23 protein-coding genes, 2 pseudogenes and 1 riboswitch are annotated in these 25,844 nt (G+C 40.1%); of the genes and pseudogenes, 9 read left to right on the top strand and 16 right to left on the bottom strand.

What is annotated here, in order from left to right:
- Positions 1-704: 704 nt before the first annotated feature.
- Positions 705-1,933 (bottom strand): annotated as a pseudogene (locus tag NSS70_RS06635) (IS3 family transposase).
- Between the two features lie 846 nt (positions 1,934-2,779).
- Between NSS70_RS06635 and NSS70_RS06630 the strand changes: the two are divergent.
- A pseudogene (locus NSS70_RS06630) lies at positions 2,780-3,607 on the top strand (ComEC/Rec2 family competence protein); the annotation flags it as partial.
- A 323-nt stretch (positions 3,608-3,930) separates the two neighbouring features.
- Positions 3,931-4,146, top strand: a complete 216-nt coding sequence (locus NSS70_RS06625) for a DUF3006 domain-containing protein (RefSeq protein WP_094245372.1) — start codon at positions 3,931-3,933, stop codon at positions 4,144-4,146.
- 453 nt (positions 4,147-4,599) lie between these two features.
- On the opposite strand, the gene NSS70_RS06620 is transcribed toward NSS70_RS06625, so the two are convergent.
- From NSS70_RS06620 to NSS70_RS06575, 10 genes are all read right to left on the bottom strand, one after another.
- On the bottom strand, positions 4,600-6,525 hold the full coding sequence (locus NSS70_RS06620) for a TRAP transporter permease (protein ID WP_066248422.1): 1,926 nt from the start codon (positions 6,523-6,525) through the stop codon (positions 4,600-4,602).
- Between the two features lie 37 nt (positions 6,526-6,562).
- On the bottom strand, positions 6,563-7,081 hold the full coding sequence (locus tag NSS70_RS06615; protein ID WP_311067053.1) for a DUF1850 domain-containing protein: 519 nt from the start codon (positions 7,079-7,081) through the stop codon (positions 6,563-6,565).
- Positions 7,082-7,154: 73 nt separating this feature from the next.
- The gene (locus NSS70_RS06610; RefSeq protein WP_144596586.1) at positions 7,155-8,162 is read right to left on the bottom strand and encodes a TAXI family TRAP transporter solute-binding subunit; all 1,008 of its coding nucleotides are present in this window, start codon (positions 8,160-8,162) and stop codon (positions 7,155-7,157) included.
- Between the two features lie 168 nt (positions 8,163-8,330).
- Positions 8,331-9,494: a cystathionine beta-lyase gene (gene metC / locus NSS70_RS06605; protein ID WP_063387528.1), complete on the bottom strand. Its 1,164-nt coding sequence runs from the start codon at positions 9,492-9,494 to the stop codon at positions 8,331-8,333.
- Positions 9,487-10,602 carry a methionine biosynthesis PLP-dependent protein gene (locus tag NSS70_RS06600; protein WP_066248281.1) on the bottom strand — a complete coding sequence of 372 codons (1,116 nt, stop codon included), beginning with the start codon at positions 10,600-10,602 and terminating at the stop codon, positions 9,487-9,489. Before NSS70_RS06600 ends, metC begins: the two co-directional genes overlap by 8 nt.
- 387 nt (positions 10,603-10,989) lie before the next feature.
- The gene (locus NSS70_RS06595; protein ID WP_340881101.1) at positions 10,990-12,267 is read right to left on the bottom strand and encodes an IS110 family transposase; all 1,278 of its coding nucleotides are present in this window, start codon (positions 12,265-12,267) and stop codon (positions 10,990-10,992) included.
- A gap of 219 nt (positions 12,268-12,486) precedes the next feature.
- Positions 12,487-12,624: riboswitch (SAM riboswitch) on the bottom strand.
- A gap of 1,219 nt (positions 12,625-13,843) precedes the next feature.
- On the bottom strand, positions 13,844-14,959 hold the full coding sequence (locus NSS70_RS06590; protein ID WP_340880736.1) for an IS4 family transposase: 1,116 nt from the start codon (positions 14,957-14,959) through the stop codon (positions 13,844-13,846).
- A 412-nt stretch (positions 14,960-15,371) separates the two neighbouring features.
- Complete coding sequence (locus tag NSS70_RS06585; RefSeq protein WP_339211186.1) at positions 15,372-16,382, bottom strand: aliphatic sulfonate ABC transporter substrate-binding protein; 1,011 nt, start codon at positions 16,380-16,382, stop codon at positions 15,372-15,374.
- A gap of 17 nt (positions 16,383-16,399) precedes the next feature.
- Complete coding sequence (locus NSS70_RS06580; RefSeq protein ID WP_327862847.1) at positions 16,400-17,158, bottom strand: ABC transporter permease; 759 nt, start codon at positions 17,156-17,158, stop codon at positions 16,400-16,402.
- Positions 17,142-17,927 (bottom strand): ABC transporter ATP-binding protein, encoded by a 786-nt coding sequence (locus NSS70_RS06575; protein WP_339211185.1) that lies wholly within the window; start codon positions 17,925-17,927, stop codon positions 17,142-17,144. The genes NSS70_RS06580 and NSS70_RS06575 overlap by 17 nt, the downstream gene beginning before the upstream one ends.
- A gap of 177 nt (positions 17,928-18,104) precedes the next feature.
- Here NSS70_RS06575 and NSS70_RS06570 point away from each other — a divergent pair, with 177 nt between their 5' ends.
- The 5 genes from NSS70_RS06570 to NSS70_RS06550 all read left to right on the top strand — a co-directional run bounded on the left by NSS70_RS06570 (position 18,105) and on the right by NSS70_RS06550 (position 21,494).
- Complete coding sequence (locus NSS70_RS06570) at positions 18,105-18,836, top strand: alpha/beta hydrolase (protein ID WP_339199251.1); 732 nt, start codon at positions 18,105-18,107, stop codon at positions 18,834-18,836.
- Positions 18,837-18,897: 61 nt separating this feature from the next.
- Positions 18,898-19,416 carry a YjcG family protein gene (locus tag NSS70_RS06565; protein WP_094245364.1) on the top strand — a complete coding sequence of 173 codons (519 nt, stop codon included), beginning with the start codon at positions 18,898-18,900 and terminating at the stop codon, positions 19,414-19,416.
- Positions 19,416-19,850, top strand: a complete 435-nt coding sequence (locus tag NSS70_RS06560; protein WP_340881100.1) for a GNAT family N-acetyltransferase — start codon at positions 19,416-19,418, stop codon at positions 19,848-19,850. The genes NSS70_RS06565 and NSS70_RS06560 overlap by 1 nt, the downstream gene beginning before the upstream one ends.
- Before the next feature lie 217 nt (positions 19,851-20,067).
- Complete coding sequence (locus NSS70_RS06555) at positions 20,068-20,742, top strand: DUF421 domain-containing protein (protein ID WP_340881099.1); 675 nt, start codon at positions 20,068-20,070, stop codon at positions 20,740-20,742.
- Positions 20,743-21,026: 284 nt separating this feature from the next.
- On the top strand, positions 21,027-21,494 hold the full coding sequence (locus tag NSS70_RS06550; RefSeq protein ID WP_340881098.1) for a hypothetical protein: 468 nt from the start codon (positions 21,027-21,029) through the stop codon (positions 21,492-21,494).
- Between the two features lie 332 nt (positions 21,495-21,826).
- Here the strand turns inward: NSS70_RS06550 and NSS70_RS06545 are convergent, their stop codons facing one another.
- The 5 genes from NSS70_RS06545 to NSS70_RS06525 all read right to left on the bottom strand — a co-directional run bounded on the left by NSS70_RS06545 (position 21,827) and on the right by NSS70_RS06525 (position 23,413).
- Positions 21,827-22,084 (bottom strand): stage VI sporulation protein F, encoded by a 258-nt coding sequence (locus NSS70_RS06545; protein WP_327862843.1) that lies wholly within the window; start codon positions 22,082-22,084, stop codon positions 21,827-21,829.
- Positions 22,085-22,253: 169 nt separating this feature from the next.
- Positions 22,254-22,394 carry a YjcZ family sporulation protein gene (locus NSS70_RS06540; protein ID WP_327862842.1) on the bottom strand — a complete coding sequence of 47 codons (141 nt, stop codon included), beginning with the start codon at positions 22,392-22,394 and terminating at the stop codon, positions 22,254-22,256.
- A 135-nt stretch (positions 22,395-22,529) separates the two neighbouring features.
- Entirely contained in the window at positions 22,530-22,706 is a 177-nt protein-coding gene (locus tag NSS70_RS06535) for a hypothetical protein (RefSeq protein ID WP_339199241.1), read from the bottom strand.
- Between the two features lie 10 nt (positions 22,707-22,716).
- On the bottom strand, positions 22,717-22,869 hold the full coding sequence (locus tag NSS70_RS06530; RefSeq protein WP_327862840.1) for a hypothetical protein: 153 nt from the start codon (positions 22,867-22,869) through the stop codon (positions 22,717-22,719).
- Positions 22,870-22,945: 76 nt separating this feature from the next.
- Positions 22,946-23,413, bottom strand: coding sequence for a hypothetical protein (locus NSS70_RS06525; RefSeq protein ID WP_327862839.1), 468 nt, complete (start codon positions 23,411-23,413; stop codon positions 22,946-22,948).
- A gap of 272 nt (positions 23,414-23,685) precedes the next feature.
- Here NSS70_RS06525 and NSS70_RS06520 point away from each other — a divergent pair, with 272 nt between their 5' ends.
- Positions 23,686-24,405, top strand: a complete 720-nt coding sequence (locus NSS70_RS06520; protein WP_339199238.1) for a hypothetical protein — start codon at positions 23,686-23,688, stop codon at positions 24,403-24,405.
- A gap of 397 nt (positions 24,406-24,802) precedes the next feature.
- Positions 24,803-25,840, top strand: a complete 1,038-nt coding sequence (locus NSS70_RS06515; protein WP_339199236.1) for a hypothetical protein — start codon at positions 24,803-24,805, stop codon at positions 25,838-25,840.
- Positions 25,841-25,844: the final 4 nt, after the last annotated feature.

The raw sequence follows: 25,844 nt of genomic DNA, 5'->3' as shown, positions 1-25,844 counted from the left end.
GCATGGGTGTAATCTATAGGGTGAAAGTCCCGAGCTGCGAAGGCAGAAGTAGCAGTTAGCTTAACGCAAGGGTGTCCGTGGTGACGCGGAATCTGAAGGAAGCGAGCGGCAAACTTCCGGTCTGAGGAACACGAACTTCATATGAGGCTAGGTATCACTGGGTGAGTTTGCAAGACAAAACAAAGCCCTTTCTGCCGAAGGTGATACAGAGTAAATGAAGCAGATGGATGGAAGGAAAGATTACACTCTTACCCGGGGAGGTCTGGCTGGCACGCCAAGTAACCTTGGTAACCTATCTAGTGATAGATAGCTGAACAGTCAGAAGTCAGCAGAGGTCATAGTATTAGTTGGTCTAGCGGATTAACCCCCGAGTTTTGGACATAGTTACTCTTAGTCTATCTTTTTCTTAAAATAGCTCTCTTTTTCTTGATTATGAACCCTGTGCTTCTTGTCCGCCACCATTGACCTTGCTTTTGTCCGTGTTGGGGGATCGGCGCAAGATCGCTAAAAAAACAGCCTTTAGGGCTCTTCATGCGCCCAATGCTAACACGGACAAACCGATTCTAAGTATTCGCTGGTGGGCCCCGACCCCTTCCATCGCCTCCTAAGAATCGGGAGCTGTGGTCAATGGCAAGCAGCTGCGCTGTGGCTCTTTTCGCAGCCGGACAAGGAATTCCTGTCGGCCCTGACTCCTCATGAATCGATCATACGCGAACCTCTTCGATTTCCAATTTATTTTGCTTGTTTTGTTCGTAAAACTCCTGAGGTGACAGGTCCAAAATACTTGAATGCATCCGTCTTTCGTTGTAGAATACCATAAAATCCGTGACGGCTTCATAGGCCTTCTCGTAGGTTTCAAACTGCCATCTTGAAAGGCAATCATCTTCAAAGATTCGATGAAAAGATTCAATATGGGCATTCATATTCGGTGTTCTCAGCGGAATCCTTTCATGTTCGATCTGGTATTTTTCGCAAAATTCCTCAAAAGTATGGGAAACAAACTGTGGCCCATTGTCTGTTCGAATCACTGGTTTGATCTCTGCGCTGAATTGTTGCCGTCTTAACAATGCCTGTTGGAGTGCTTGGACGGCATCTTTGGCTGTACAGCTGAATCCGTTGTGATAGGCGACAATTCCACGGTCATATACATCGATGATGGACATGACGAAGAAAAACCGGTCTTCCCCTTCGATGTAGCCGTATTTGATATCCGCTTCCCATAGCTGGTTTGAGTCTGTTACCGTACGGTTTCGTGCCAGCTTCCTAGGGGGTTGGGCCTTCTTTTTGCGCTGCGGCCGTAGAATACCCAGCTCTTTGCACAGACGGTAGACTTTCTTCTTGTTGATGACAAGGTTATATTCGCGGCGAAGCCTCTTGGTCAGCTTGCGTTAGCCATAGTTGAAGCCATCGCCTGCAATTTCCTCCAGCAGGAATTCTTTGATTTGTTCGTCTGATACTTTTCGTCCGTCTTCTGTGAAGGAATAACCTGGTGCCGGACGCCCCTCACTCACTTTTTTCTCTTCCTCGCGGTAGCTCTTTTGATAATAGTAGGTGGAACGAGCAATCCCTATAATCTTTAGCACCTTGGAAATGGAATAGCCTTTTTGGATCCAGTTGTCGGCTACTTCAATTTTTTCAGCAAGTGAGGGTTTTTCTTTTTTATCATGTCGCGTAAAATCGCGATTTCAAGGTCTTTTTCACCAAGCAATATTTTGAGCTTTTCATTTTCCTTGGATATTTCTTTCGGGTCAAGGTCCGGCAAAACAGTGACATCAACATCACCATATTTACCATCTTTATATTCCCGCACCCAACGGGATACCATGTTGGAATTCAGTTCATAACGGCGGGCAACAAGGCTGTTATTGCCTGTCTCCTGTGCCTCTTTGATGACTTGTAATTTAAACTCCTTGGAGTGTTTGGTTCGTGTCATGATGTCAGCCTCCTTGGTACATTAAGCAGTATAAAACAAATTACTCCTATTGTCCAAGTTCATTTTGGGGCTTATGAGGCTACTTAAACTTCGTCCATGACTTACTACAAATTTCGATTTTTCGTTAAAAAAATATTTTATAATTAGTAGCTCATCATGTTTCTATTTCTTGAAAAAATGAAAAGAACATAAGGTTCAAATCCCTTCTCACAATGAGAATGATTTTTTTGCATTTGTGATTCCTTATGGACAGGTTTATTCAACAGACTATTTAACTTGTAATTTTTTTTAAATGTAAATTTTGTTTACGCCTTTTATATCGTTCAAATTTTCCATTTTCTCGCGGCCATATTGTATTTTTTAATAATTTTAGTTATATTCACCTTTTTTGACTGTGCAATATGTTTTTACGCTAAATAAAGTTAGGTACAGCGAGCTAATTGGCGACAACAATAATTAGCAACACAAAGTTTTATTTAATCTTCTTATCAATTGTTTTTAACAAATTACGTTTCTCCTTGTTTTAAAATATGCAAACTAGTTTTTTTACTTAAACTTTTTGATTCCTCCATTCACCAAAAGTTACGTTTGAAAAATTAAATTTTGGAATGACCAGATTTCAACAAAATTAAAAATGTACAGACCTTTGTCTGTTTAGGCCGATCCAAGCCTTTTGGGTCGGCTTCTTTTTTCGGCATGAAAAAATCGGATGAGACTTTAGTTCAATTAGACTAGAAAATTTAATTTTCTGTAAAAAAAAATAAAATTTTCTAAATTAAATCTTGTAAATTTTTCCTACCACGCTGTATAATCAATTTGATCTATTCAGTACTCGGAGTGATTTTGATGAAATTACGTAAGCTATTGTTTTCGATAGTGTTTGCATTTTCTTTTCTGTTGATCCCGTTTCACGAAACAACAAGCGCTCAGGCAAAAAATATGTATGTTCATTTTATTAATGTCGGACAAGGAGACGCAATTTACATAAAAGCTCCAAATGGAGAAGATATTCTCATTGATGGCGGAAATAACAGTTATGGAGATGACGTTGTTAATTATTTGAAAAAGCAAAAAGTGGATGATATCGAAATAATGATTGCAACTCATCCGGACGCAGATCATATTGGCGGTCTGGACACTGTGCTATCTGCTTTTCGAGTAGAGCAGGTGTATGCGCCAAAAGTCAGCCATACGACGGAAAGCTACAAAGATTTTTTAAATGCTGTTAAGCGTGAAGGCAAAAAAATAAAGACCGCTCAAGCAAATGTTGCTTTGCCGATCAAAGGAGTTACCGCAAAATTCGTTGGGCCTGTCAAAGCATATCCAAAAAGCGACTTAAATAACTGGAGTGCTGTTTTAAAGCTTACTTACGGTAAAAAATCATTTCTTTTCACTGGCGATGCGGAACTTAAAGCAGAATCGGATATGATTAAAGCTAAACAAAATTTGCGAGCTGACGTCCTAAAAGTAGGACACCATGGTGCCAAAACATCTACAAGCACAGCGCTGTTAAACTCAGTAAAACCGACATATGCCGTCATTTCCGTCGGCAAGAACTCATACGGCCATCCTACTCAAGATGTGATCAATCGGCTGAAAGCATACAAAATAAACACTTTTAGAACGGATAAACAAGGCCATATTGTTGCAACAACGAACGGCTCCAATCTTTCCTTTAATGTAAAAGTGGCATCGTCCGGCACAGCAAGCAAACCAACTAGCTACAAATTAACAGCAAGTGTCGATAACAAAACTCCAAAGCAAAACTCTACAATAATACTGAATGTAAAAGGGCTGCCAAACGGAACAAAATATAAAGCTGTTTTTAAATACAAAAGCAAAAACACCACTTATACCGGTACTATTGGTAAGCCATTGTCGGTAAAAATCGGCCGTGCTGCAAAAGGTTATACTGTTAAAATCGATGTATCAGCCACTTATAAAAACAAAACTTATAAAGCACAAACATCTTTCACTCCTAGATAAGGTGGGACATTATGAAATTTATTATTGATCGATTTGAAAATGACATCGCAGTCTGCGAAGATGAAAACGGCAAAATAATCGAAATTTTAAAAAGCCAGTTGCCTAAAAATGCAGAAACGGGAGATGTAATTATTCAGAAAAATAACCGTTATTATGTCGATAAACAAGAAACAAGCAAACGAAGACAAGAAATTGAAGAGTTAATGGACGAATTGTTTGAAGATTAATCGTTTTTTCAATTAAGATTCCAAGCAAATATGATTGAAGTGGAAGTGTCAAAGATGCTTCCACTTCATTATTTTTTGCCGTTTTAGAATCGCGCCTATAGAGCTGATCATTCATTTTTTCCTCTATGCTTGGTTTTTATAGATTTAAATTTTCGTTTTCTATCGGATTTCATTTTGCCGTCTAGGTTGAAATGCCGCTCCATTTCCCACCTATTCGTGACATAAAGCGGTTTTTCTTAAACAACATTTTGAATTTTGCAGCATAAAAATAAATCGGCCTTCTGCAAATTAATGGATTGATTCCAACACATCCTTTCTGTCTCTCCGACATTTTATCCTGATTTTGTTCGTTCCAATGTGAATTGCTCTCCGCGTTTATTCTGCGTCTCAATGATTCCGCCTGTAATCATGTTCTAATCAATGGATCGATTCTTCCATGACAACCTGTCTTCTTTAAATGCTCTCACCCTTCACTTTTTGATCAGCTTTGTATTTCCATATATATTGAAACGCATATAATGCGATGAAAATGATGAGACCTGAAATGTCTGAAAAACGTTCTGGATAAATCAGCAACAGCCCGGCCACGACTGCGGCAATTCGTTCAATCAAATGCATTTTTCTCATCCAATATCCGATCATCCCGGCTCCAATTGCGATCATTCCGCAAAACGCCGTAAAGACTACCCATAAAATTCCAAGCCATGTCGTATCAATCATTAACATTTGCGGAGACAAAACGAAAATATACGGAATGATAAAGGCGGCGATTGCCAATTTTGAAGAGTGAATTCCCGTTCGGATCGGTTCTCCTCCTGATACACCGGCTGCGGCAAAGGCTGCGAGGGCAACTGGCGGTGTAATGTCGGCAATAATCCCGAAGTAAAACACGAATAAATGTGCAGACAAATCAGGTACCCCCAACAAAATAATCGCTGGTGCAGCAATCGTTGAGGTAATAACATAGTTCGCTGTAGTCGGCGAACCCATTCCAAGAATCAACGAAGCTATCATCGTCAGCATTAATGTCGGAATGAGATTGCCCCCGGCGATATCAAGCAGCCCGTTGGCAAGCTTCAAACCAAGCCCGGTTTTCGTCACAACGCCGACAATAATTCCAGCAGCGGCTGTTGCTGCCGCAACCCCTAACGCTGTACGGGCGCCGTCGACGAGCGCTAATACAATATCCTTAAATGTCATCCGATTCTCACGATTTAAAAATCCAGCGACAATCGAAATACATATCGAATAAATGGCAGCATGTGTAACGGTCACTCCTGACATTAGCAAAATAATAATAACAACGATCGGGGCTAACAAATGCAGTTTTTTCAAAATTTCTTTCCGATTCGGCATTTCTTCTTTTGACAAGCCTCTTAAACCGATTCGCTTTGCTTCAAAATGAGTCATGATCCAAATCCCTGCAAAATATAGAATAGCCGGAATAGCTGCCGCTTTGGCAATGTCCCAATACGTAATGCCGTTCCCGATAAATTCAACCATTAAAAACGCAGCTGCTCCCATAACCGGCGGCATTAACTGACCGCCTGTAGATGAAGAAGCCTCCACCGCTCCTGCAAAATCTTTGTTATAACCAAGCTTTTTCATCATCGGGATGGTAAACGCGCCGGATGTGACGACATTGGCAACTGAGCTTCCGCTGATCGTTCCTTGAAGGGCACTGGAAAAAATAGCTACTTTTGCAGGACCGCCAATTCTGCGCCCTGCAACGGCAACGGCCAAATCATTAAAATATTGACCAATCCCAGTTCTAATTAAAAAGGAGCCGAAAAGGAGAAACAAAAAGATAAAGGTTGATGACACGCCTAGCGGAGTTCCTAAAATCCCTTCGGTTGTAAAGAACATAGTTTGAACAATTCGTTCAGAACTAAGACCGCTATGCTGGAGAAAGTTAGGCATGCTAGGACCAAAATAGGCATACGCCAAGAAAAGCAGCGCGATGATCGTAATCGGCAGCCCAACCGCCCTCCTTGTTGCCTCTAAAACTAGTAAAATAGCTAAAATTCCGATATAAAAATCCGTTTCTGTCAATATTCCGACGCGCATTACAATGTCATCAATGAACAGCGGCCAATATGCTCCAACGCCAATACTTAAAAGCGCAAGGATGATATCATACCAAGCCACTTGAAATTTATATTCTTTCCTCTTTTTTCGATTAGCCGGAAACAAAAGAAAAATCAAAGCAAGCGCAAAACCGAGATGGACAGAGCGCTGGATTTGCGCTGTAAAAACACCGAAAATCGATGTATACAACTGAAACAGCGAAAATGCCAATAATCCGGCAAATGCGATGCCTCCCAACACGCCTTTTAGCTTCCTCGTTCCTGCTTCAGGATCATATTTTTCAAGCAGCATTTGCTGCTCTTCTTCTGACAGTACGTCAAATTTCTCTTTACTCACGAATATTCACTCCTTTCACCTGCTGCCAAATACTGATTTTTGCCGGTTTTATTCTTACCCATGAGCCGGGTCCAAAAAAATCCGCCAATTTGTAGCTGTTACCTTGATAAACGATTCGGTGATCGGCCTGTACTTGTCCAATTCTCAAATCAATATAGGAAAATTCTCGCTCCATGTTTTTTATAAAAAATTTTCCATCCTTTTCTAAAAATTTCCCCTCCCCTTCCACATTAGAAGGCATTCCAACAGCAAAATTTTCATACTCAAGTTCTGTCTGAATGATTTTGTTATTGCGTAATGTATATGTCTCCTTCACATCCGTAAGATGGATGGAATGAGTGTACTGAATTTGAAACAAGTCATCATCACGGACAGGCAGATAACCTAATAAGTCATTCTGATCTTCATGATAAAAAGCGATGGCATTTACAATAGGAAGGAAAAATAAAAAAACGTTGATTGTCATAAAAAGGGGAAGACAGATGAACAAAGCTTTCATCCTAGCTCTCATGAAAATCCCCGCCTAAAATGGAGTTACATAAATGAAATCGATAGACCGTTTAAAACGGCCTATCTTTGATACGTTATGGCTGGATTCCTTTTTCTGAAAAATACGTTTCAGCCCCTGGATGAAGCGGCAAATTGCCTATTCCATCAAGGGCTGCCTCCGCTTTGATTAATTTGCCTTTTGCGTGAGTAATTTTATTTGTATTTTCAAAAATCGCTTTTGTAATATTGTATACGGCATCTTCATCCAATTCGCCGCGGACGACCAGCATCGCTTTTACAGCGACTGTTTTTACGTCCTCAGGAATTTTATATGTCCCCTTTGGTACTGTATCTTCAGCATAGTAAGGATATTTTTCGATCAATTGTTTGATTTTGTCATCCGCAATCGGAATTACTCTAATTTCTTTTTGTGCTGAGAGCGATTCAACTGCAGCCGTCGGTGTCCCCGCAGTAATGAATGCAGCGTCTATGCTTCCGGATTGAATGCCGTCCGTTGATTCGTCAAAAGATAAGCTTTGCGCTTTAATATCATCAAAGCTTAATCCATGAATTTCTAAAATTTGCTGTGCGTTTGCATTCACTCCAGACCCAGGGGCACCAACGGAAACCGACTTGCCTTTCAAATCTTCAACAGAAAGGATGCCGCTATCTTTTGTTGTAATAATTTGCACCGTCTCCGGATATAAAGTCCCAATTGCTTTAACATTGTCGACTTTATTGTCTTTGAACATCAATTCACCGTTTAATGCATAAGCAGCAATATCAGTTTGCGAGAACGCAATATCAGCTTCACCATTTTTTAGCGCTTGCATATTTTCTGCTGATGCTCCTGAAGATTGTGCATTTGCATTAAAGTCCGTTTCTTCCGAAATAATTTGCGCCATCGATCCGCCGAGCGGGTAATAAGTTCCTCCTGTGCCTCCGGTTAAAATGCTTAACGTCTTGCTTCCTGCCTTTTCCCCGCTTTGATTGGAGCCATCACTTTTGCTGCTTCCTCCTTCGCTGTTATTTCCACACGCAGAAATGATCATTATGAAAAGAAGAGCTGTTAAGAATATAAGTCCGCTTCGCCATTTGATCATTGATACTCCCCCTTTTTAAATTCGTTTGACTTTGGGTGCATTACTATCATATTAAAGAACAAATGAAAAAATGTGGGATAATATGTCAGCTAGATTATCAACATAAAAAAAAGACAGGAATTGTCGGTATTCGACATCTCCCTGTCTTCTATTAAGGTAAGAAAAAATTTATTGATAGGCCAAAACAGTAGAAAGACCAGACTCCAAATCATTTTTTAAGTCTTCAAAATTTTCTAGCCCTACGCTTAATCGAAGAAGACCATCGGTTATCCCTCTTTTGATCCGTTCTTCTTTCGGCATCGCGGCATGGGACATTTTAGCTGGATACGACAAGATCGATTCAACTGCACCAAGGCTGACTGCGAAAACAGGCAGCTGAACATGATCAGCAAGAATCTTGACCGCTTTTTCATCTTCTAGTTCAAACGATAAAACCGCTCCACCGTTGACACTTTGCCGCAAATGAATATCTGACCCTGGGTGATCGTGAAGACCTGGATAGTACACTTTTTTAATGGCAGGGTGCTTTTTCAAAAATTCTGCTAATTGAGAAGCTGTTTTGACGGATTGATCCAGCCGCACATGAAGTGTTTTTAACCCTCTTAATACAAGCCAGCAATCATGCGGGCCGAGAACAGCGCCGAAGGCATTTTGAAGTTTGTAAAGCTCTTCGCCAAGCTTTTCATCTTTCACAACTGCCAATCCTGCCAAACAGTCGCTATGACCTGCCAAAAATTTTGTTGCACTATGTAAAACAATATCGGCCCCTAAATCGAGAGGCCTTTGCAAAGCCGGAGTCATAAATGTATTATCAACAAATGTTAAACAGCCGTTTTCTTTTGCAAGCTGCACAATTGCTCGAATGTCCGTCACTTTTAACAGCGGATTCGAGGGCGTTTCAATGTAAATCACTTTTGTGTTCGGACGTATATTTGCTTTTACGGCATCAAGGTCCGTCATATCGACAAACGTATATTCAATGCCAAAGCGCGATAAAACATCGGCAACGATCCGGTATGTTCCGCCGTACACATCTTCTGTGACCAAAACATGATCACCGGAAGAAAGTAAAAGAAAAGCTGTTGATATAGCGGCCATCCCAGAAGCAAACGCAAAGCCTCTCACTCCGCCTTCCAGTTCGGCAATCGCCTCTTCCAACGCTTTTCGTGTTGGATTTCCTGAACGGCTGTAGTCAAATTCAGGAGATTCATCCAATGTTTGCTGATGAAACGTTGACGCTTGCTGAATCGCCACGCTGACAGCACCAGTTGTCGGGTCAACCTTATGTTTATTATGAATCAATTTTGTTTGAAAGCTCCATTGGTCATGCATTTAGTAAATCCCCTTTCGCAGCTGCTTGCAATGCCTGCTTGAGATCTTCCTTCAAATCCTCCACGCTTTCAATCCCTACAGAAAAACGGAGAAGCCGGTTACATACACCGTTTTGAATTCGGATTTCTTCCGGAATGTCCGCATGTGTTTGGGTAGCTGGATACGTTATAAAGCTTTCTACCCCTCCAAGGCTTTCCGCAAAACAGATTAATTTCAGATTCTGCAAAAACGGGTTGACCCATTCTTCTTTTTTCACACGGAAGGAAAGCATTCCGCCTCTGCCAGGATATAATACATCATCAATTTCAGGAAGCTCTTTTAAATATGCCGCCAGCTCCCTTGCATTTTCCTGATGTTTGGCCATTCTCAATGATAAAGTTTTCATTCCTCTAAGCAGCAGCCACGAATCAAAAGGAGATAATACCGCACCAATTGCATTTTGATGCATGGCTAATTTTTCGCAAATTTCTTTCCCTTTTGCACAGACCAGGCCGGCAAGGACATCGTTGTGACCGCCTAAATATTTCGTTGCGCTGTGAATCACGATATGCGCTCCTTCTTCAATCGGACGCTGCAAAACAGGCGTGTAGAACGTATTGTCAACGATCAGCAGCAAATTGTGCTTCCGGGCCAATTCCGCCAACGAGGAAATCGATGTTTCCTGCATAAGCGGATTAGTGGGCGTTTCTAGAAAAATCGCTTTAGTATTTTCGTTTATTAATGATTCCGTATATTCACGAGACGTAAAATCGTCATAGTGGAAGGAAAGACCGTATTTGCGCCACTCTTCTTCAAACAAGCGGTATGTCCCGCCATATAAATCTTTTGAAACGATCAGTTCATCTCCACTTTTAAATAAAGCCATAATCGTCTGAATCGCTGCCATTCCGGAAGAAAATGCAAATCCTTGATCGGCTCCCTCCAATTTGGCTATGGCGTCCTCGACAAGCTCTCTCGTTGGATTTTTTGTCCGAGTGTAATCATAACCTGTTGATTCACCTATTCCTTTATGCCGGTAGGCTGTGGACAAATAAATGGGGGCGCTTACTGTTCCTGTAAGAGCTTCACTTCGATTTCCTAATTGGGCCAAAACTGTTTCAATATTCATCTTTGACTTTCCTCCCTCTATAAATGTTGATATATCAACGGTTGTAGCCGTTTCAGGGGTGTCAAAAAAATATTTTTCGACAAAGTTCCTAACATTATTTCTTAAATATGTGTATATCTTACATTGACTGGGTACGCTTCGCGGCCACTACTGGTTAAATTTGGTTGTAGTGGGGGAAGCGTATGGGATGCACCGTGGATCTCTGCATCGCTGATGATGACGAACCCTCCCATGTCTCTTGGCATCCTTGCGCCTACATTCCTTCGTTCGGTCTAGTCATCAGGCAGAGGCCGGCTAAGCTCCTTTAGGGACTCAAGGTCGAATGGATGATATCGCGCCAGCTTCTCCGTGTCATCCTTGTTGTCTAGAGAATCGAGACTATAGGCATCAAGCAGCCGTTTCGAGGCCAAAGATGTCCTGCATCATTCGCTTCGCATCGAACGCTTGGTGCTTCGTACATACAGCGTGCAATACCTTCAATAATTTTCCGCATAACACCACAATCGATTGCTTCTTCCGCAACGGATTATCAGGACGTGTCGTGTAATAGTCGTGCAGCTGCCGAAACGCTTCGTTGTGGCGGATCATCGGCATCATCACGCGGAAGAGGAGGGCGCGCAACCGCCTTCTTCCACGCTTGGAGATCCGTTTTTGCCCTTTGTGTTGGCCGGAGGAGTTTTCCCGTAAGGTCAGTCCCGCAAGTTTCAATAATTGGCGCGGATCCTGATAGTGGGAAAAACTCCCGATTTCCGATAACAGTTCCACGATCGTCGCATCCCCTAAGCCCGGAACAGTTTTGAGCCATTCGTATTCCACGGATGTTTGCACAAGTTCTGTCAGTTGCTCATTCAGTGCCTCGATTTCTTTCTCCAATTGGCGGTACCGGCGGACAAGTGTGGCGATTTCGATACGGGCCATCTGTTGTCCTTCCGTTACGCCAATGGAGTGTTGGGCCAGTTCCATCAGCTTCTTCGCTTTCGGCTTTTGTGGCGATTGTAATCCCTCACTTTGCCGGTAAAGGGCCAGCACCTCTTCCAGCTCTTTTCCTGCCAGATCACTCGGAAATGGCGTATATTCCAGCACCGCGAGCGCCATTTTCCCAAATGACGGGAAGACTTGGGAAAACTCCGGAAAATATCGATCAAGCCAGCGAATCATTTGATTTCGAATCGCTCCCCGTTCTTCCACCAATTTGGAGCGAAATGTCGCTCCAACGCGCAGTTCGGCCTCCATCCCTTTCAGAATGCGCGGATAGCTGAATCGGCCGTCTTTCACTAACCGGGCAATGACGAGCGCGTCTTTCGCATCATGCTTGGTTGGAAGGTTATCGTCCAGCTCTTTGGAGCGCTTCACGTGCATCGGGTTTGTCATGACGAGAGGAATGCCCTTCTCGTCAAGAAAGTAAGCGAGATTGAGCCAATAATGTCCCGTTGGCTCGATGCCAACGATCACCTCGGTTTTTCCAAATTCCTTCATGGCTTCCACGATGCACTGGTACAACCATTCCAATCCTTCTCTCGATTGCAGAACGGGAAACGGCTTTTTTAACACCCTTCCTCGCTCATCCACAAAGCAGGCATAATGTTTTTTCTTTGCGATATCCATCCCAACAACCAGCGTTTGATCGGTGACTTGATTAATCTTCTTGTTTGAGATAGAATTCATGTATAGTCCTCCTTGGTATCCAAATTAGGGGTCAATTCGTGCGATTGACACCCCCGAATCATACCAAGAGGGCTTTTTTTATTCAAGTCCCCGAAAAAACTTCTAACAGGAATGCTCCTTTTTTAGTTAGTAAAAATGTGCTGCTTTCATTGCCTGTAGAGGAGGCTTGAAAAATAAAACGCCCTCTTCATAAGAAGAAGGCGTTTATTGTTTGGCTCCTTCTTATCTTCCAAGCATATCTTACGGCAAAATGCTTGCTGGATTTAGCACCTTGGTACAAAGGTTATCATGCCGCCGTCCTTGTACCGGTTGCTGAGACTTCTTCGGGCCAGTTCCCTCCGCCTCTCTCGATAAGAATTCCGATATGAACTTTTGATAGGTATAACTTTACCTCAGTTTTAAAAAAAATTCAAGACGTTTCCTGCCAACAATTCCGATAACTTTGATTTATTTTCAGTAAAACTAAAGAAAAATAAGAACTTTCTTTAAATAATCCGTCGATTCTTGAAATGTTTTTTTGCGAAAGCCAAAAGGGAAATTTTTTTGTATGGATCACCTTTGATCCTCCATCATTTCAATGAAGTGGTTTTATTTTCCCCTGAGGCTTCCCAAATTTTAATAGATTTTAAAATATAAATATTCAATTCGGAAGCTGTCGTATTTTTAAGAAAAATTGTGAACGAGGTGATCTTCTTTAGAGGAATTGGAAAATTTTAAGAGTATTTAATAAACAGTGAATGAAACGATTGAATTGGCAAACTAATCGTTTGATAAATTTTTCGCCAACTTCTGTCAAACGAACCCGTACTCCATAAAGCAACTGAACAGAAAACGAAGATGCGATATTTGTTTTGCAGGTGAAGCTGGGAAGCAAAAAAGATGAACATAAACGTGCCGTTGGAAAATTTGCTGAACATTCTTTACTGATGCGCCTTCTCTTTTTTATCAATATTATGGAAAGGAAAGACTGTTTATGATGCTGTATATAATCAACAGCATACGAACCAATAATTTTCATGACGAGCAAATGATGGGGCAAATCAAAATTATGTGAGAAAACGCTTTCTAAAAACTGGAACATCATCAAAACAATGTGTACGGAATTTATTATGATTATGAAAGCGACTACAGAGGAGATTATTTATTAAGTATTGCAATTGAAGAAAATAATGGGGAAGCTTTTAATTGAAATCCCGAGGAACATGAAAATAAAGTTTTTCAAGTAGATAAAACGGACGAACAAGGCATTTTTAAAACTTGGAGTAAGATTTGGAAGCAAGAAGAAACTGGTTTAAGTAGAGCGTGCTTACACATATGATTTTGAAAAATACGGCCCAAATGGAGAAATTGAAATTCATATAGGCGCTGTCTAATAAGTCGATTTTCCGGCTTATAGACGCCCCTTTAATGTTTTAGAAATGTTGATATATCATTAGCATTGCATAAATATAGTTAGAATTTTCTGTTAATTATTTTTTGTGAATTTGTGCCAAAAAGACAAAACCTAAAGAAAGGTGGCACTGCCCATTTGGTAAATATATACAGTTAAACCAGAGCGACAACGACAAAAGGGAGATTATGGACTGGCTCGCCCATCAAATTTTCGCAACCAAACATAAGCTGGTTTCCACAGAGCTCTCTTTAACCAACGAGTAATTCGAAGTAGGGATTTCTTACTTTTCATCTCCAATTGAATGAGAACATGTAAGCAATACGTGATCAGGGCTAAGAAAATTTGATTTTGAATAGCTGTTTCACTCATTCCATAAAAGTGCTTAATTTCTACGTGTTGCTTGAGCCATTTGAAAAAGAGTTCAATAGCCCAGCGAGATCGGTAAATATCACTTATCTCTTCTGGTTTTAAATCAAATCGGTTGGTGATGAAACGAAGTAAGTTCCCTTTTGTGTCCATAACTTCTAGTAGACGAAAGACATTTTCAGTACGATTTTGTGTGGTACCAATGTAGACCATTTTATCGGATAGAACGTGACAATCATCAGGAAGTGAAAATGTATAGACTTCACGAATGACTGCGTTTTTCTTCAGTCTTGAAACGAAGAAATAGCCATCATCTGTCATCCGATCAAAACGTTCATAGTCCACATAACCGCGGTCAAACACATACATGGCTTCTTGATCATCCACTAGGACTTCGAGTTGATTTCGGTCATGTTCTTTTGCTGTCGTAATCACTGCTTTTTCAGGATAGACGGTGTCTTTATCCATGAAAACGAGCCGTAAGTGTAGCTTTACACCAGCTTTTGTTTTACGGAATTTTGCCCATTTATAATGGGTCAAATTCAACGGGAGTGTACTTGAATCAATGATTTTCAGTGGCATATTCTTTCCGTTTTGATAATGGTACCGTTGAATTTTCCAAACAAGATCCAAGAACAAATTGGCAAGAATTAGTGGGTTGATCTGATTGTTTTTTCGGGATAGCTGAGAGGCACTTATCGATTCAAATCCGAGTGCTTTTTGAAGATCTTCGTCTACAAGTGCATCACTCATTTCCTCTAAGCTCGTAAATTCGAGCAGCTGGGCTACCAATAAAAGTTTAATATAGGCTTCTGTTGTCAGCTTTTTTGTGTAATAGTCCTGTTTCAATTCTTTGACTTGTTCGCTAAGTTTTTGAATATTTATGGGTGAAACCCATTTACCAAATGATGAAATTAGTGTATTCTTGTCCATAATGGTTATCCTTTACGATTGGATTTGGACAGGAACCACCTGTACTTCCATTGTAAAGGATTTTTTTGTTTCGAAATCAATAAAAAATTGAACATTCTTAGTATTTTGAATCATCAGATTTAATTACTGCAATGCTAGTGTTGATATATCAATGTTTATAATCTTTCGTTTTCAATGGATTTTGACTTTCTGGACAGCTCCAAACAATGTGAAAAAACGGGAGCTTATTCGAGCGATTTGAATAAAAAGCTCTCACAACAACAGAATCCCAATATACAGGCATAGTCATAAACAACTTTTGGGATAAGCCCTGTTTTAACAACTGCTTCATCTTGAATTTACATCAACAAAATAACCCCCCTATCCAGAAGCCGCATAATATCAAAAAGCTTCTGTATAGGGGGTTTATTACTTAATTCAAAAAGCTTGTATCTACAAGACCTTTAAGATCCGGTTTTTCTTTTAAAAATTTCAAGTCATAAGAAGAGTTAGAAAAGTCTTGAAGAACTTTTTCATCCACTTCGGTTGTATAGCGGACACGTTCCCAAGCGCTGTCGATAATTTCTGGGTCAAGCTCTTGATTTGTTATTTCTTTAATCGATTGAATGGCAATATCGCGTGCTTCCTCTTTGTTTTTATTGATGAAGTCGACTGCTTTTTTGTGGGCTTTGACAATATTTTGAACTAAATCTTTATTTTCTTTAATAAATTTGTTGCTCGTCACTAAAACAGTGTTCGGAAGCGTTGTGCCATAGGCGATATCTTTCGTATCGACAATCACTTTCGCCCCGTCTTTTATTAATAATGAAGCCCAAGGCTCAGGCACAGCGGCTAAATCCACTTTTCCCGATTCAAAGAAAGCTTGATATTGTGCCGGGTTTCCAGTTGTATGCTTTAATGTGCCGCCGATTCTTGATGAAGCAATGTCGTAATCTTGCAAGTACGTTTCAAATTGGACATCGTGAGTGCAGCCGACACCAGGAGTAATGAATGTTTTATTATGAATATCATCTAAGCTTTCGATTCCGCTTTTTTTGCTTGCTACGACGACAGTACCCCCAGATGACGCACCGGCAATAATTTTCACGTCTGCACCATTAGAATAGTTATTCATGACAGGAGCTGGACCGACAAGCCCGGCGTCAATTTCGCCGGTTTTCAACGCTGTCATAAAAGCACCGCCATCCGGAAAAGTTTTATATTCAATCTCTACCTGATCCCCTAGCGCTTCTTCATAGTAGCCCTTTTCCTTCGCAATCATCGCCGGAACATGGTCAATGTTTGGAAAATAGCCGATGACTACTTTATTTTTTCCGCTTTCTTCTTTCCCTGATGCTTCATTTCCTCCACCGGCTCCGCAGGCAGATAAAATACCGATCAGCAGCAAGGAGATAAATGATAGCAACAAACTTTTTCTCTTCATAATCTCAACTTCCTCCTTTATTGTTCAAGCAATCCCCATTTTTTCATCACTTTCTTTTCAATTCTGCTGAAAAAAACTAAATCTACTAAAATTCCAATTAAGGCAATGATAAATATAATGCCCATCACTAACGCCATATCGCCAAAGTCCGATGCGAATTTTAATGTATAGCCTAAACCCGGGCCGGTGCTTAGCAGCTCGCTACCCATTAGGCCTCTCCACCCAAACGCCCAAGCAAGCCTTGCACCAGTTACTGCATGCGGAATGGCTGCAGGAAAAATCACATGAGTAAACAGTGAAAATCCGTTGTAATCCATTGTCCTTGCCGCATTTGTGTAGATTGGAGGAACGCTTTTAATGCCTGTCCGCATATTCAATGTCATCACAAGCGTTCCACCGAGCACAACAATAAAAATGATCGCTTTTTCATTTAAACCGAACCAGATGATGGCTAGAGGCAGCCATACGATGCTCGGTACGCTTTGCAACGGCAAAATTAAAGAGCCAATGGTATCATCAATTACTTTCGATTTTGCCAAAATAACCCCTAGCACCGTTCCAAGAATTAGAGCAATCACAAGCCCGATTGCCAGCCGCTGAAAACTTGCCAGCAAATCATAAACAAGAGTTAGATCAGCAAAACCGTTCCACAATGCCTGAAAAATATCGCTCGGAGCCGGAAAGACGACAGCCTTAATATTTAACAGCTTGACGATTGCTTCCCATATACCCAGTGCGGCTGCATAAAAAATGATTCGTTTAACGACCTGCTGCATAACTTTCTTCCTCTTTCACTACTTTATCAATTTCTGACTTCAACAGCTTTTGAATGCGCTCTTCATATTCAGCAAGCTGCTTTCTAAATTCATCACGTGGTCTCGGAAAAGAAACTTCAATCTCATCAATAATTCTCCCAGGCCTTGTACCCATGACGATAATACGGTCCGATAATTTTAACGACTCTTGGATGCTGTGCGTAACAAATAGAATTGTTTTTTTCGTATCGATCCAAATTTTTTCCAACACTTCGTGCAGACGTGAACTCGTCTGCTCATCCAACGCTCCGAACGGCTCATCCATTAAGAGCACCTCAGGATCCATCGCCAAAGCTCTTGCGATCGATACGCGCTGCTGCATGCCGCCGGAAAGCTCGTGCGGAGAATGCTTGGCATATTGGCTTAATTGAACCATGGCCAAATATTGATGCGCCTTTTTTTTCGCTTCTTCCTTCGGCATTTTTTTCTTCAGCGGAAACATGACATTTTCCTCAACTGTCAGCCATGGAAAAAGGGCTGCCTGTTGGAACACTACTCCCCGGTCGCTTCCAGGTCCTTTTACTTCCTTCCCGTTTACCAGCACTTTTCCCGATGTGGGGGCTGTTAACCCGGCAACAATCGATAATAACGTCGACTTGCCACAACCGGAAGGGCCAAGAATGGAAACAAATTCTCCTTTCTGCACAGTCAAATCAATTTGGTCAAGAACCGTTTGGGAGACGCCATGATGTTGAAATGTTTTTGAAATATGCGCAATTTGGACAGACAAAGTAATTCCCCCAGTATATGATCATTCTTACCTATCTTATCGGATTAGTCGTTATCATTATAATATAAGCATTTTTTATTTTGTCAACCTTTTTATTTGTTGGAGACTTTTCAAAAGAGTGATAAAATAATGAGAAGTCCAGCCTAACTGGTAATTAGTCATTTTGGAGGAATTGGTATGGCCCAAAAAGTCGCACCTATTAAAGAAGAAACATTTTTTAGCAAAGAGCTGGGGGAAGAAGTTTCTTTGCTCATATTTTTGCCGACTTCTTTTTCTCCATTATCTCATCATCATCTTCTCATCGCCCAAGATGGTGGAGACTACTTTAAACTGGGAAGGATCGCGCGTTTTGTTGAGGAATTAACAGAGCAGCAAACGATTGAAGATTTGATCGTCGTCGGCATTCCTTATAAAGACATTCAAGATCGAAGAAGAAAATATCATCCCGATGGAAGCCAGTTCAACAGCTATATCCGATTTTTAGCTCATGAATTAATTCCTGTTTTAGAAGAACGTTTTCCACTTTTGCCATTAGGAAGAGGCCGTGCGCTTATCGGTGATTCTCTGGCTGCAACCGTTTCACTTATGGCAGCGCTGTATTATCCGCATACATTTGGAAAAGTGATTATGCAATCACCATATGTGGATGAAAAGGTGTTAGAAGCGATCGATGCTTTTTCACAGCCTTCTTTATTATCTATTTATCATCAAATCGGGAAACAGGAAACGAGCGTAAAAACGACCGATGGGAAAATAATAGATTTTTACACAATCAATCAAAAACTTCATGAACGAATGGAACATAAAGGATTCGAATGCATTTATGAAGAATTTGACGGCGATCACCGCTGGACATATTGGCAGCCGCTGCTGAAAGACATATTAAAAAAAATGTTTGCTGTATCATGAAAATTCATTCTTTAAGTTGTTATAATAAAGAATACGAGTAAATATCAAGGAGGCCAAAAAAATGAAGTACGGAATTGTGTTATTTCCTTCAAAAAAGTTGCAAGACATTGCCAACTCATATAGAAAACGTTACGATCCGCATTATGCGCTTGTCCCTCCTCATTTAACATTGAAGGCACCGTTTGAAGCTGACGAAAAAGAAATTGGCGATATTGTGAAAGAACTTAGGAAAATTGCGAAACAAGTGAAGCCTTTTAAACTCTCTGTCTACAAATTCAGTTCATTTGCTCCTGTCAATAACGTTATTTATTTAAAAGTTGAACCAAATCCGGAATTAACAAAATTGCATGAGCTTCTCCATCAAGGAAAATTTAAAGAGAAGCCTGAATACGCTTTCGTACCTCACATTACAATTGGACAAAATTTATCGGATGATGAACATTCTGACGTTCTCGGCCGTTTAAAAATGTTAAAAATTCAACATGAGGAAACGATTGACCGATTCCATATTTTGTATCAATTAGAAAACGGCTCATGGACTGTTTATGAAACATTCCTGCTTGGAGAAGGACGAGATTGATGAAGGCAGTCAAAGCTATTAATGAAAAACAACGAAATGATGCTTTTTATGTTAGAAAAAAAGTGTTTGTAGAGGAGCAAAACGTTCCAATTGAAATTGAGCTCGATGAATATGAAGACTTTGCCGAGCATGTCGTGCTTTATGACGACAATCAGCCTGTAGGAGCCGGCAGGTTTCGTGTTATTGGCGACACCGGAAAGCTTGAGAGAATTTGTGTTCTGCCACAATACCGAGGAAAAGGAGCGGGAAATATCATTTTGGAAACACTTGAAAAACTCTCGGCCGAAAAAGGATTAAAGAAAATAAAATTAAACGCTCAAACACAAGCGGAAAATTTTTATAAAAAGCATGGATATCAAACCGTTTCCGATATTTTTATGGATGCGGGCATTCCTCATGTCACGATGGAAAAAACGTTACATCCACATTCATAAAGCTGAAAAACAAACGAGGCCGCGAATTGCGGTCTTTCATTTTGAAGGGTCAGAAAGCGTGAAAAAGAGGTTAAAAATCCCTTCATTACATTCAGATCAATTTGAATGTTTCACCATTTTCTCCGCCGCACACCTTCCCATAGTTTTTAAAAAATGTACATGAATTTTGGCAGTTGGGACAACCTAACCATTACCGATCTTAGCAAAGGTGATGGGAATGGAATTTGTAGGAATTGCCACTGAACTGATTTTCGGATTCTTTGCCCTTTTTCTTCTGACAAAAATACTAGGTAAAACACAAATTACGCAAATCACGACGTTCGATTTTATTTCTGCACTCGTTTTAGGCGAGCTGGTTGGCAATGCTGTTTATGATGTGAAAATGGGGATTGAAAAAATATTATTTACGGTCGTGATATGGGGAATGTTAATCTATTTGTTGGAATTCATCACACAAAAATGGAGAAGAACCCGAGGAATACTGGAGGGCGCTCCGTCAATGGTCATCCTCAAAGGAAAAATTTTACGGGATCAGCTGAAAAAAAACAAGCTTGATATGAACCAGCTTCAACATTTGCTAAGAGCAAAAGGAGCTTTTTCGATCCGCGAAGTGGAATACGCAATTCTTGAAACGGACGGCACAATCAGCGTATTGAAAAAATCGGAATTTGATAAGCCGACCCGAAGGGATTTAAATCTTTTATCTTCGCCTGCTACCATACCCTACACGATTATTATGGACGGCGAAGTGGTTAGTGAAAATTTAAAGGAAGCAGGTTTCGATGAAAAATGGCTTCAGCAGCAGCTTCTCGCTTACAGTGTGGAAGACGCGAAAGATGTTTTTTACGCGGAATGGGATCAAAACAACGGATTATTTGTCCAAAAATTTTAGCTTGTTTCGAAGCATATCATGAAACTCATGTATGTGCTTTTGCTGGAAATTGAAATATTTTCTTAGATGGAATAAATAACACTAAGTTGAGATTTAAGTTATAATTGACTTATAAATCTTAATGGTTGATGTTTATTTATGCGTACAAAAAACCGATTAACTCCTATAGATACAAAGTATTTTCGTCCTGAAATCACCCATTGCTCCGATTGTGGTGAAAAACTTACATATTGCCATCCAGTTTGGAGAAAACCATTTCCACTTTAGATGGTGAATTCAAGATCGTGAATATGGGATATCGCTGTGAAAACCCATCTTGTTCTAACACAACAGTTTATCGTTCGGCACAAGCTGAACATTTAAGTATGAAGCACATTACTTATGGTATGGATGTCATTGCATATATTGGCCATTTACGCTTTAAAGAACATAAAGCACGAACAGAAATGGCTTCTATTTTGAAAGAGAAGAAAGTAAAAATCTCAGACCGTCAAGTACAGAAACTTTATGAACGTTATGCTTTATTACTTCGAGCCAATGTCAAAGAGACTGTAAAGGATGATCTCCAAAAAGTGGTCAATGAACATGGCGGGATCATATTGTTTATTGATGGAGTTCAACCTGAAAAAGGAAATGAAACCTTATACGTGATTCGAGAGGTCCTGAGCGGTACGATTTTGGCAGCTCACAATTTAAAGAGCAGAGCATCTCAAGAACTTATGGATTTCATACGGCCAGTCTTAGCCGTCTAAGAATATTTTTCATCCATTCTAACATTTGTTTCGCAGTTTTCGTTTCGCATAATCTGCTGTTGGCTGAACAGCTCTGCTATCTTAATTGGCAGAAGTCTGGATGGAAAAAAGCTGCCCTATTTTCTCTTTTCCTTCCATGCTGCCATAAAGCAGAAGTGTAAAACAATCGGCATCGCCAAACAAGGCCATCATGCCCGCCACTCCATGTAAAGCGGGTGCACAATCTTAAGATAGCCATTAGGCAGTACGCCGAATGTAGTCCTCTAGCTCTTGTGGGGTTTTATAACCAATGCTGCTATAATACCGTCAGCGGGAGTACTCCCGCTGACGCGCTATTTTTTCTTATTGTCCAGCATATTGGCGATGGTGTTAAAATCCATATTCTCTTTTCCATTTACAATCGCATTGACAATTTTATTTTCTAATTCTCTTGAAACCGGCCGATTTGCCAATTGTGCAACCCGCTTGATCACTTTTCTGACGGTTGCTTCATCGTTGAAATTGGAATTTTGCAAGGAATTGGCCAGTTCAAACACATCTTTCATATTGACGCCGGTTTTTTTCTCAATATTTTTAAAAATATGATCCATTCTGAAATTCGTCCCCTCCTAAATTGTCGAAATGTCCTGTATAACAGGCTTTAATATTTTATGAAAATGAAATGAAAACGTGATGAGGAAAAAGTATAGTCCGCCTTCTAAAAGGCGGACATCCATCCGTGACCAGCACTCACCATTAGTTTTGTAAAAGACTTACAGATTAATATTTAAAACAGGAACAACCGACGATAATCAACAAGATGAATAAAACGACGATTAGCACAAAGCTGTTGTTATGAAAACCGCCGCTATAAGGATAGCTGTATCCGCCGTATCCTCCATATCCGCAACCAAAGCCCATTTTTCTGCACCTCCTCCTTTATTCATCACTATACAGTATGAAGCAGTTCCTCATTTGGAGTGGACACACAAGATGGGCAAGTGCGGATTTTTTAGTGAGGTTTCAACCTGTTTTGGTTCACTTTTCGTTTCCCTTTTAAATATGTTTTTCCATGTTTTCGATCTCTTTTTCAAATTTTACCGCCGTTTTTTCAAGGTCTAAAAGCTCACCGTCTTTTTTCATCATCCAGCTTAAACATTTTTGCTGAACTTTGTCATGGTCTTCGTATATACCTTCTATCCATTTGACGAATTCCTTTTCTAGCTTGTTCATCTTTCCCTTTTTAAAATCCTTTTTTCCCACAGCCGCAGCCACCGGAACTCGATGAGTTGTAAATTTTTATGTCGGATGGGTAAGCTTTCTTTTTCATCATCTTCTTTTTAAAAACATCTCCTTTTGCCATTGAACCGGAATAAACCTTTACGTTTTTTTTCAATGTGCTTCTCCCCTTTCTTCCAAAAAATAAGAACCTTATTCCATTCTATGAAGAATAAGGTTGATCTGTGTTCCTTCTAATCGTTTTTGGCCGCATCATCCATCATCAAAAAATGAAATTCTCTTTGGTTGTTCTTTTCGTTTTTTTCTTTTATAAAATATTCTTTCCACTCATGAGGTTCAACTCTTCCTTGAATAGCTTTCGTTTCTTTTAAATTTCGGAAAAACCAATCTCCCTGCTTCTTTTCATCAGCCTTTTTTTCATATTCATACGGATGGTGATTTTTTTCAGCTAATTGCTTTTTTAACGCCTCGATTTTTTCTAAAAGTTTTTTTTGTTCCTCCCACTCATGATTTCGATCATTGCTTTGGCGGTGCTGTTCGATCGTTTCCTTTAGCTTCTCGTTTTCTTTGATGATTTTTTCAAGTTCCCGTTCTTTTTCCTGCAATAATATTTCTAATTCTATCGATTCTTTTGCTTTTTCTTTATAAAACGAAAGTTCCGCTCTCATCCGCTGCAAAAATTCTTTATTTATTTGCGCCATCTTCCTCACCCCTTACTGTAAATGTATGAGCTCAAATGAAAAATGTTGACAAAAGCCCAGGAAAAAGATGCATATGACTTTTGTATATTGACATGTGCGTATAGGCAAATATAGAGATTCTCTCTCATTGCTTCAAAGAAAGGGATTTTTTTAGCAAAACAAATTCAAAATTTCCGCTCCTGTCACTGCACATTTAACCAGTTTGCTCATAATATACAGTAGTCCGACACCTAAGAAGGTTTTGGAAATCAGAATGATTAGGAGGTAACAGCATGAGCCATTTGGGACATGATACAGAAAGATTATGTATTCGCGTTCCGAAAGTTTATGACTGGGTGAGCCGTCAAATTGATCTTCCTCAGTTAAGCTTTAGAGATTTATCATCCATCGGTTTTGATTGCGAAGGAGTGACAGGTACATCGGAAGATCCGTGTGCGCTGTATGATGATGGGCCTGTAAATGTCAATTGCTACTTGTCAGACAGTTTAGGAAATCCCGTTGATCCAAATTCTCCAAACGCTATATCAGTGACAGAAATTGTTCAGCCGCAAGGTCGTCAATCAGTAGTCGTTCATTTGCCAAGGGATGGAAAAATTACCCTTCAAAAAGTAAGAGTGCTCATCAGAGGGTATATTGTCGTTACTCTCTCCGATTTGCAAGGATCTGTCACTTGTGTGTCAGATGCTATTCCATTTGCAACGGTTCAAACCTTCTTCCTTTGCGCACCACCCGGCACAACATTAAACAGCCATGTTTCCTTTTTTGAAAGCGACGCGAACATGATTTGTGATAATACATCATTCAGCCAACTAGATATTTCCATCATGATTTGTCTAGATGTGCAAATGGAAGCCCAAGTGAAGCTTGAGGTGGAAGGGAAATTTTGCAAACCCCGTCGCGAACTGCCTACAACTCTTACATGTTCGGCCGTGCAAGTTCCGCCGCAATGTCCGGAAATTTTCCCTGGTGACGACTACGACTTGGATGTCTAAATCAACTGGAAAAGGGGATGTCCTCCCCTTTTTATTTTTCCTCTCATTTTTCCGGGAAAGTGTTTAAAGAAGTGAACATACATATGTATAGAAAAACTGTTCTTTCAAAGATGGTTTTGTTGAAACTTAAACGAGAACAGCGCTTTCGAAAGTTTTCGTCCCTTTATACGGATTTTGAACCGCTTATGCGCCAAATTCCGTATACATATGGGATTTAAACCAATGATCAGAATCAACTGCAGGCTTGGTCAAAATCAGATAGAATGACTAATTTCTTCCATTTATATCCTGTTACAATTATGTTTTAAAAGCGCTTCTTTTTGAAAGAAATGGCTAATAACTGTTTTCTATTTTCAAGAAAAAAGCAAAATATTTATTTGTCCGAGGAGGCGATTCAATGAACAAAACAAAACGGGGCAAACAGGATTATTTACAACTTCAGCAGCAGCTTATCCACTATAAGTCCGAAATTTCGAAATACAAACACGAATTGGCAAGCGTTCAGAATAAACTTCTTCAAGAACGGGAGAAAACAGAATATTACAAAGCAGTCATCCGAACCGGCGAACAATATCGCATCGCAAAAGAACAATTTGAACAAGAAATCCAATACGTTCAATCCAAATTGAAAGAAGCTGAAAAAAATGCTGAGAAGATGAACATGCAGCTTTCCATTGTTGAAGAGGAACGAAACGACCTATTAAAACTGTTAAAAGCAGCAGTTACTAACCTATTAAAAGAAAAGCAATCTTCTGACGAAAAGATCAATCAACTATTGTTGGAAAAAGAACGATTGATTACACAACTAGATAAAAGGCTTGAAAAAGAACAATTTCGCATCGATTTATTGACAGCTGAACGAAATGAACTTTTAAATACTTCTCAATTTTTATTCCAATCACTATACGAGAAACACGTTGAACAAAAAGAGGTTGATGCGGTAGGAAAGGAAAACACCGCCTTTATGGACGACCCGATTCGCGCTCGTTTTATACACTCGATTGTTCTTCCTCATGAAAACGGTGATCCGGTAACGATTCTTGGCCATGCCGAGATAGAAAACATTACAGAACAAACTTTGCACCATCCTGTATTATGCATTAAAATCCACCCTCATCAACATGTTCAATTCAGCGGAAAAATTATTACAACAAAAAAACAAAACGAAAATGATTTCAACTATAAAACTGATTCTTCCATGGAATGGAAGTATTTGCACCCTGAATGGCGAAAACAAATTCAAGAAAAAGGGGAATACTGGCTAAAACCTAGTGAAAAAATGGCGATCGAACCATACGAAAAAATTTCCTTTGAAGGATTTCACATTGTTTTCCCTTTAGATGATTTCGATGAAGCGCTAGTCATTGAAGGTTTTGTATATTGCCAGGAAAAGAAAAACGGCATTCCATTTGAAAACAAAATTATTATAAATTAAAAGG

Source organism: Aeribacillus sp. FSL K6-2848, from assembly GCF_038004325.1.
Lineage (GTDB): Bacteria > Bacillota > Bacilli > Bacillales > Aeribacillaceae > Aeribacillus > Aeribacillus composti.
This window is presented reverse-complemented; position numbering and strand designations above follow the sequence as displayed.

Bases quoted from the DNA above. Each gene is read 5' to 3' on its own strand.
- NSS70_RS06625 (WP_094245372.1), top strand. From the start codon at position 3,931: ATGAAATTTATTATTGATCGATTTGAAAATGACATCGCAGTCTGCGAA.
- NSS70_RS06620 (WP_066248422.1), bottom strand. From the start codon at position 6,525: ATGCTGCTTGAAAAATATGATCCTGAAGCAGGAACGAGGAAGCTAAAA.
- NSS70_RS06615 (WP_311067053.1), bottom strand. From the start codon at position 7,081: ATGAGAGCTAGGATGAAAGCTTTGTTCATCTGTCTTCCCCTTTTTATG.
- NSS70_RS06610 (WP_144596586.1), bottom strand. From the start codon at position 8,162: ATGATCAAATGGCGAAGCGGACTTATATTCTTAACAGCTCTTCTTTTC.
- metC (WP_063387528.1), bottom strand. From the start codon at position 9,494: ATGCATGACCAATGGAGCTTTCAAACAAAATTGATTCATAATAAACAT.
- NSS70_RS06600 (WP_066248281.1), bottom strand. From the start codon at position 10,602: ATGAATATTGAAACAGTTTTGGCCCAATTAGGAAATCGAAGTGAAGCT.
- NSS70_RS06595 (WP_340881101.1), bottom strand. From the start codon at position 12,267: ATGAATTCTATCTCAAACAAGAAGATTAATCAAGTCACCGATCAAACG.
- NSS70_RS06590 (WP_340880736.1), bottom strand. From the start codon at position 14,959: ATGGACAAGAATACACTAATTTCATCATTTGGTAAATGGGTTTCACCC.
- NSS70_RS06585 (WP_339211186.1), bottom strand. From the start codon at position 16,382: ATGAAGAGAAAAAGTTTGTTGCTATCATTTATCTCCTTGCTGCTGATC.
- NSS70_RS06580 (WP_327862847.1), bottom strand. From the start codon at position 17,158: ATGCAGCAGGTCGTTAAACGAATCATTTTTTATGCAGCCGCACTGGGT.
- NSS70_RS06570 (WP_339199251.1), top strand. From the start codon at position 18,105: ATGGCCCAAAAAGTCGCACCTATTAAAGAAGAAACATTTTTTAGCAAA.
- NSS70_RS06565 (WP_094245364.1), top strand. From the start codon at position 18,898: ATGAAGTACGGAATTGTGTTATTTCCTTCAAAAAAGTTGCAAGACATT.
- NSS70_RS06560 (WP_340881100.1), top strand. From the start codon at position 19,416: ATGAAGGCAGTCAAAGCTATTAATGAAAAACAACGAAATGATGCTTTT.
- NSS70_RS06555 (WP_340881099.1), top strand. From the start codon at position 20,068: ATGGAATTTGTAGGAATTGCCACTGAACTGATTTTCGGATTCTTTGCC.
- NSS70_RS06545 (WP_327862843.1), bottom strand. From the start codon at position 22,084: ATGGATCATATTTTTAAAAATATTGAGAAAAAAACCGGCGTCAATATG.
- NSS70_RS06540 (WP_327862842.1), bottom strand. From the start codon at position 22,394: ATGGGCTTTGGTTGCGGATATGGAGGATACGGCGGATACAGCTATCCT.
- NSS70_RS06535 (WP_339199241.1), bottom strand. From the start codon at position 22,706: ATGAACAAGCTAGAAAAGGAATTCGTCAAATGGATAGAAGGTATATAC.
- NSS70_RS06525 (WP_327862839.1), bottom strand. From the start codon at position 23,413: ATGGCGCAAATAAATAAAGAATTTTTGCAGCGGATGAGAGCGGAACTT.
- NSS70_RS06520 (WP_339199238.1), top strand. From the start codon at position 23,686: ATGAGCCATTTGGGACATGATACAGAAAGATTATGTATTCGCGTTCCG.
- NSS70_RS06515 (WP_339199236.1), top strand. From the start codon at position 24,803: ATGAACAAAACAAAACGGGGCAAACAGGATTATTTACAACTTCAGCAG.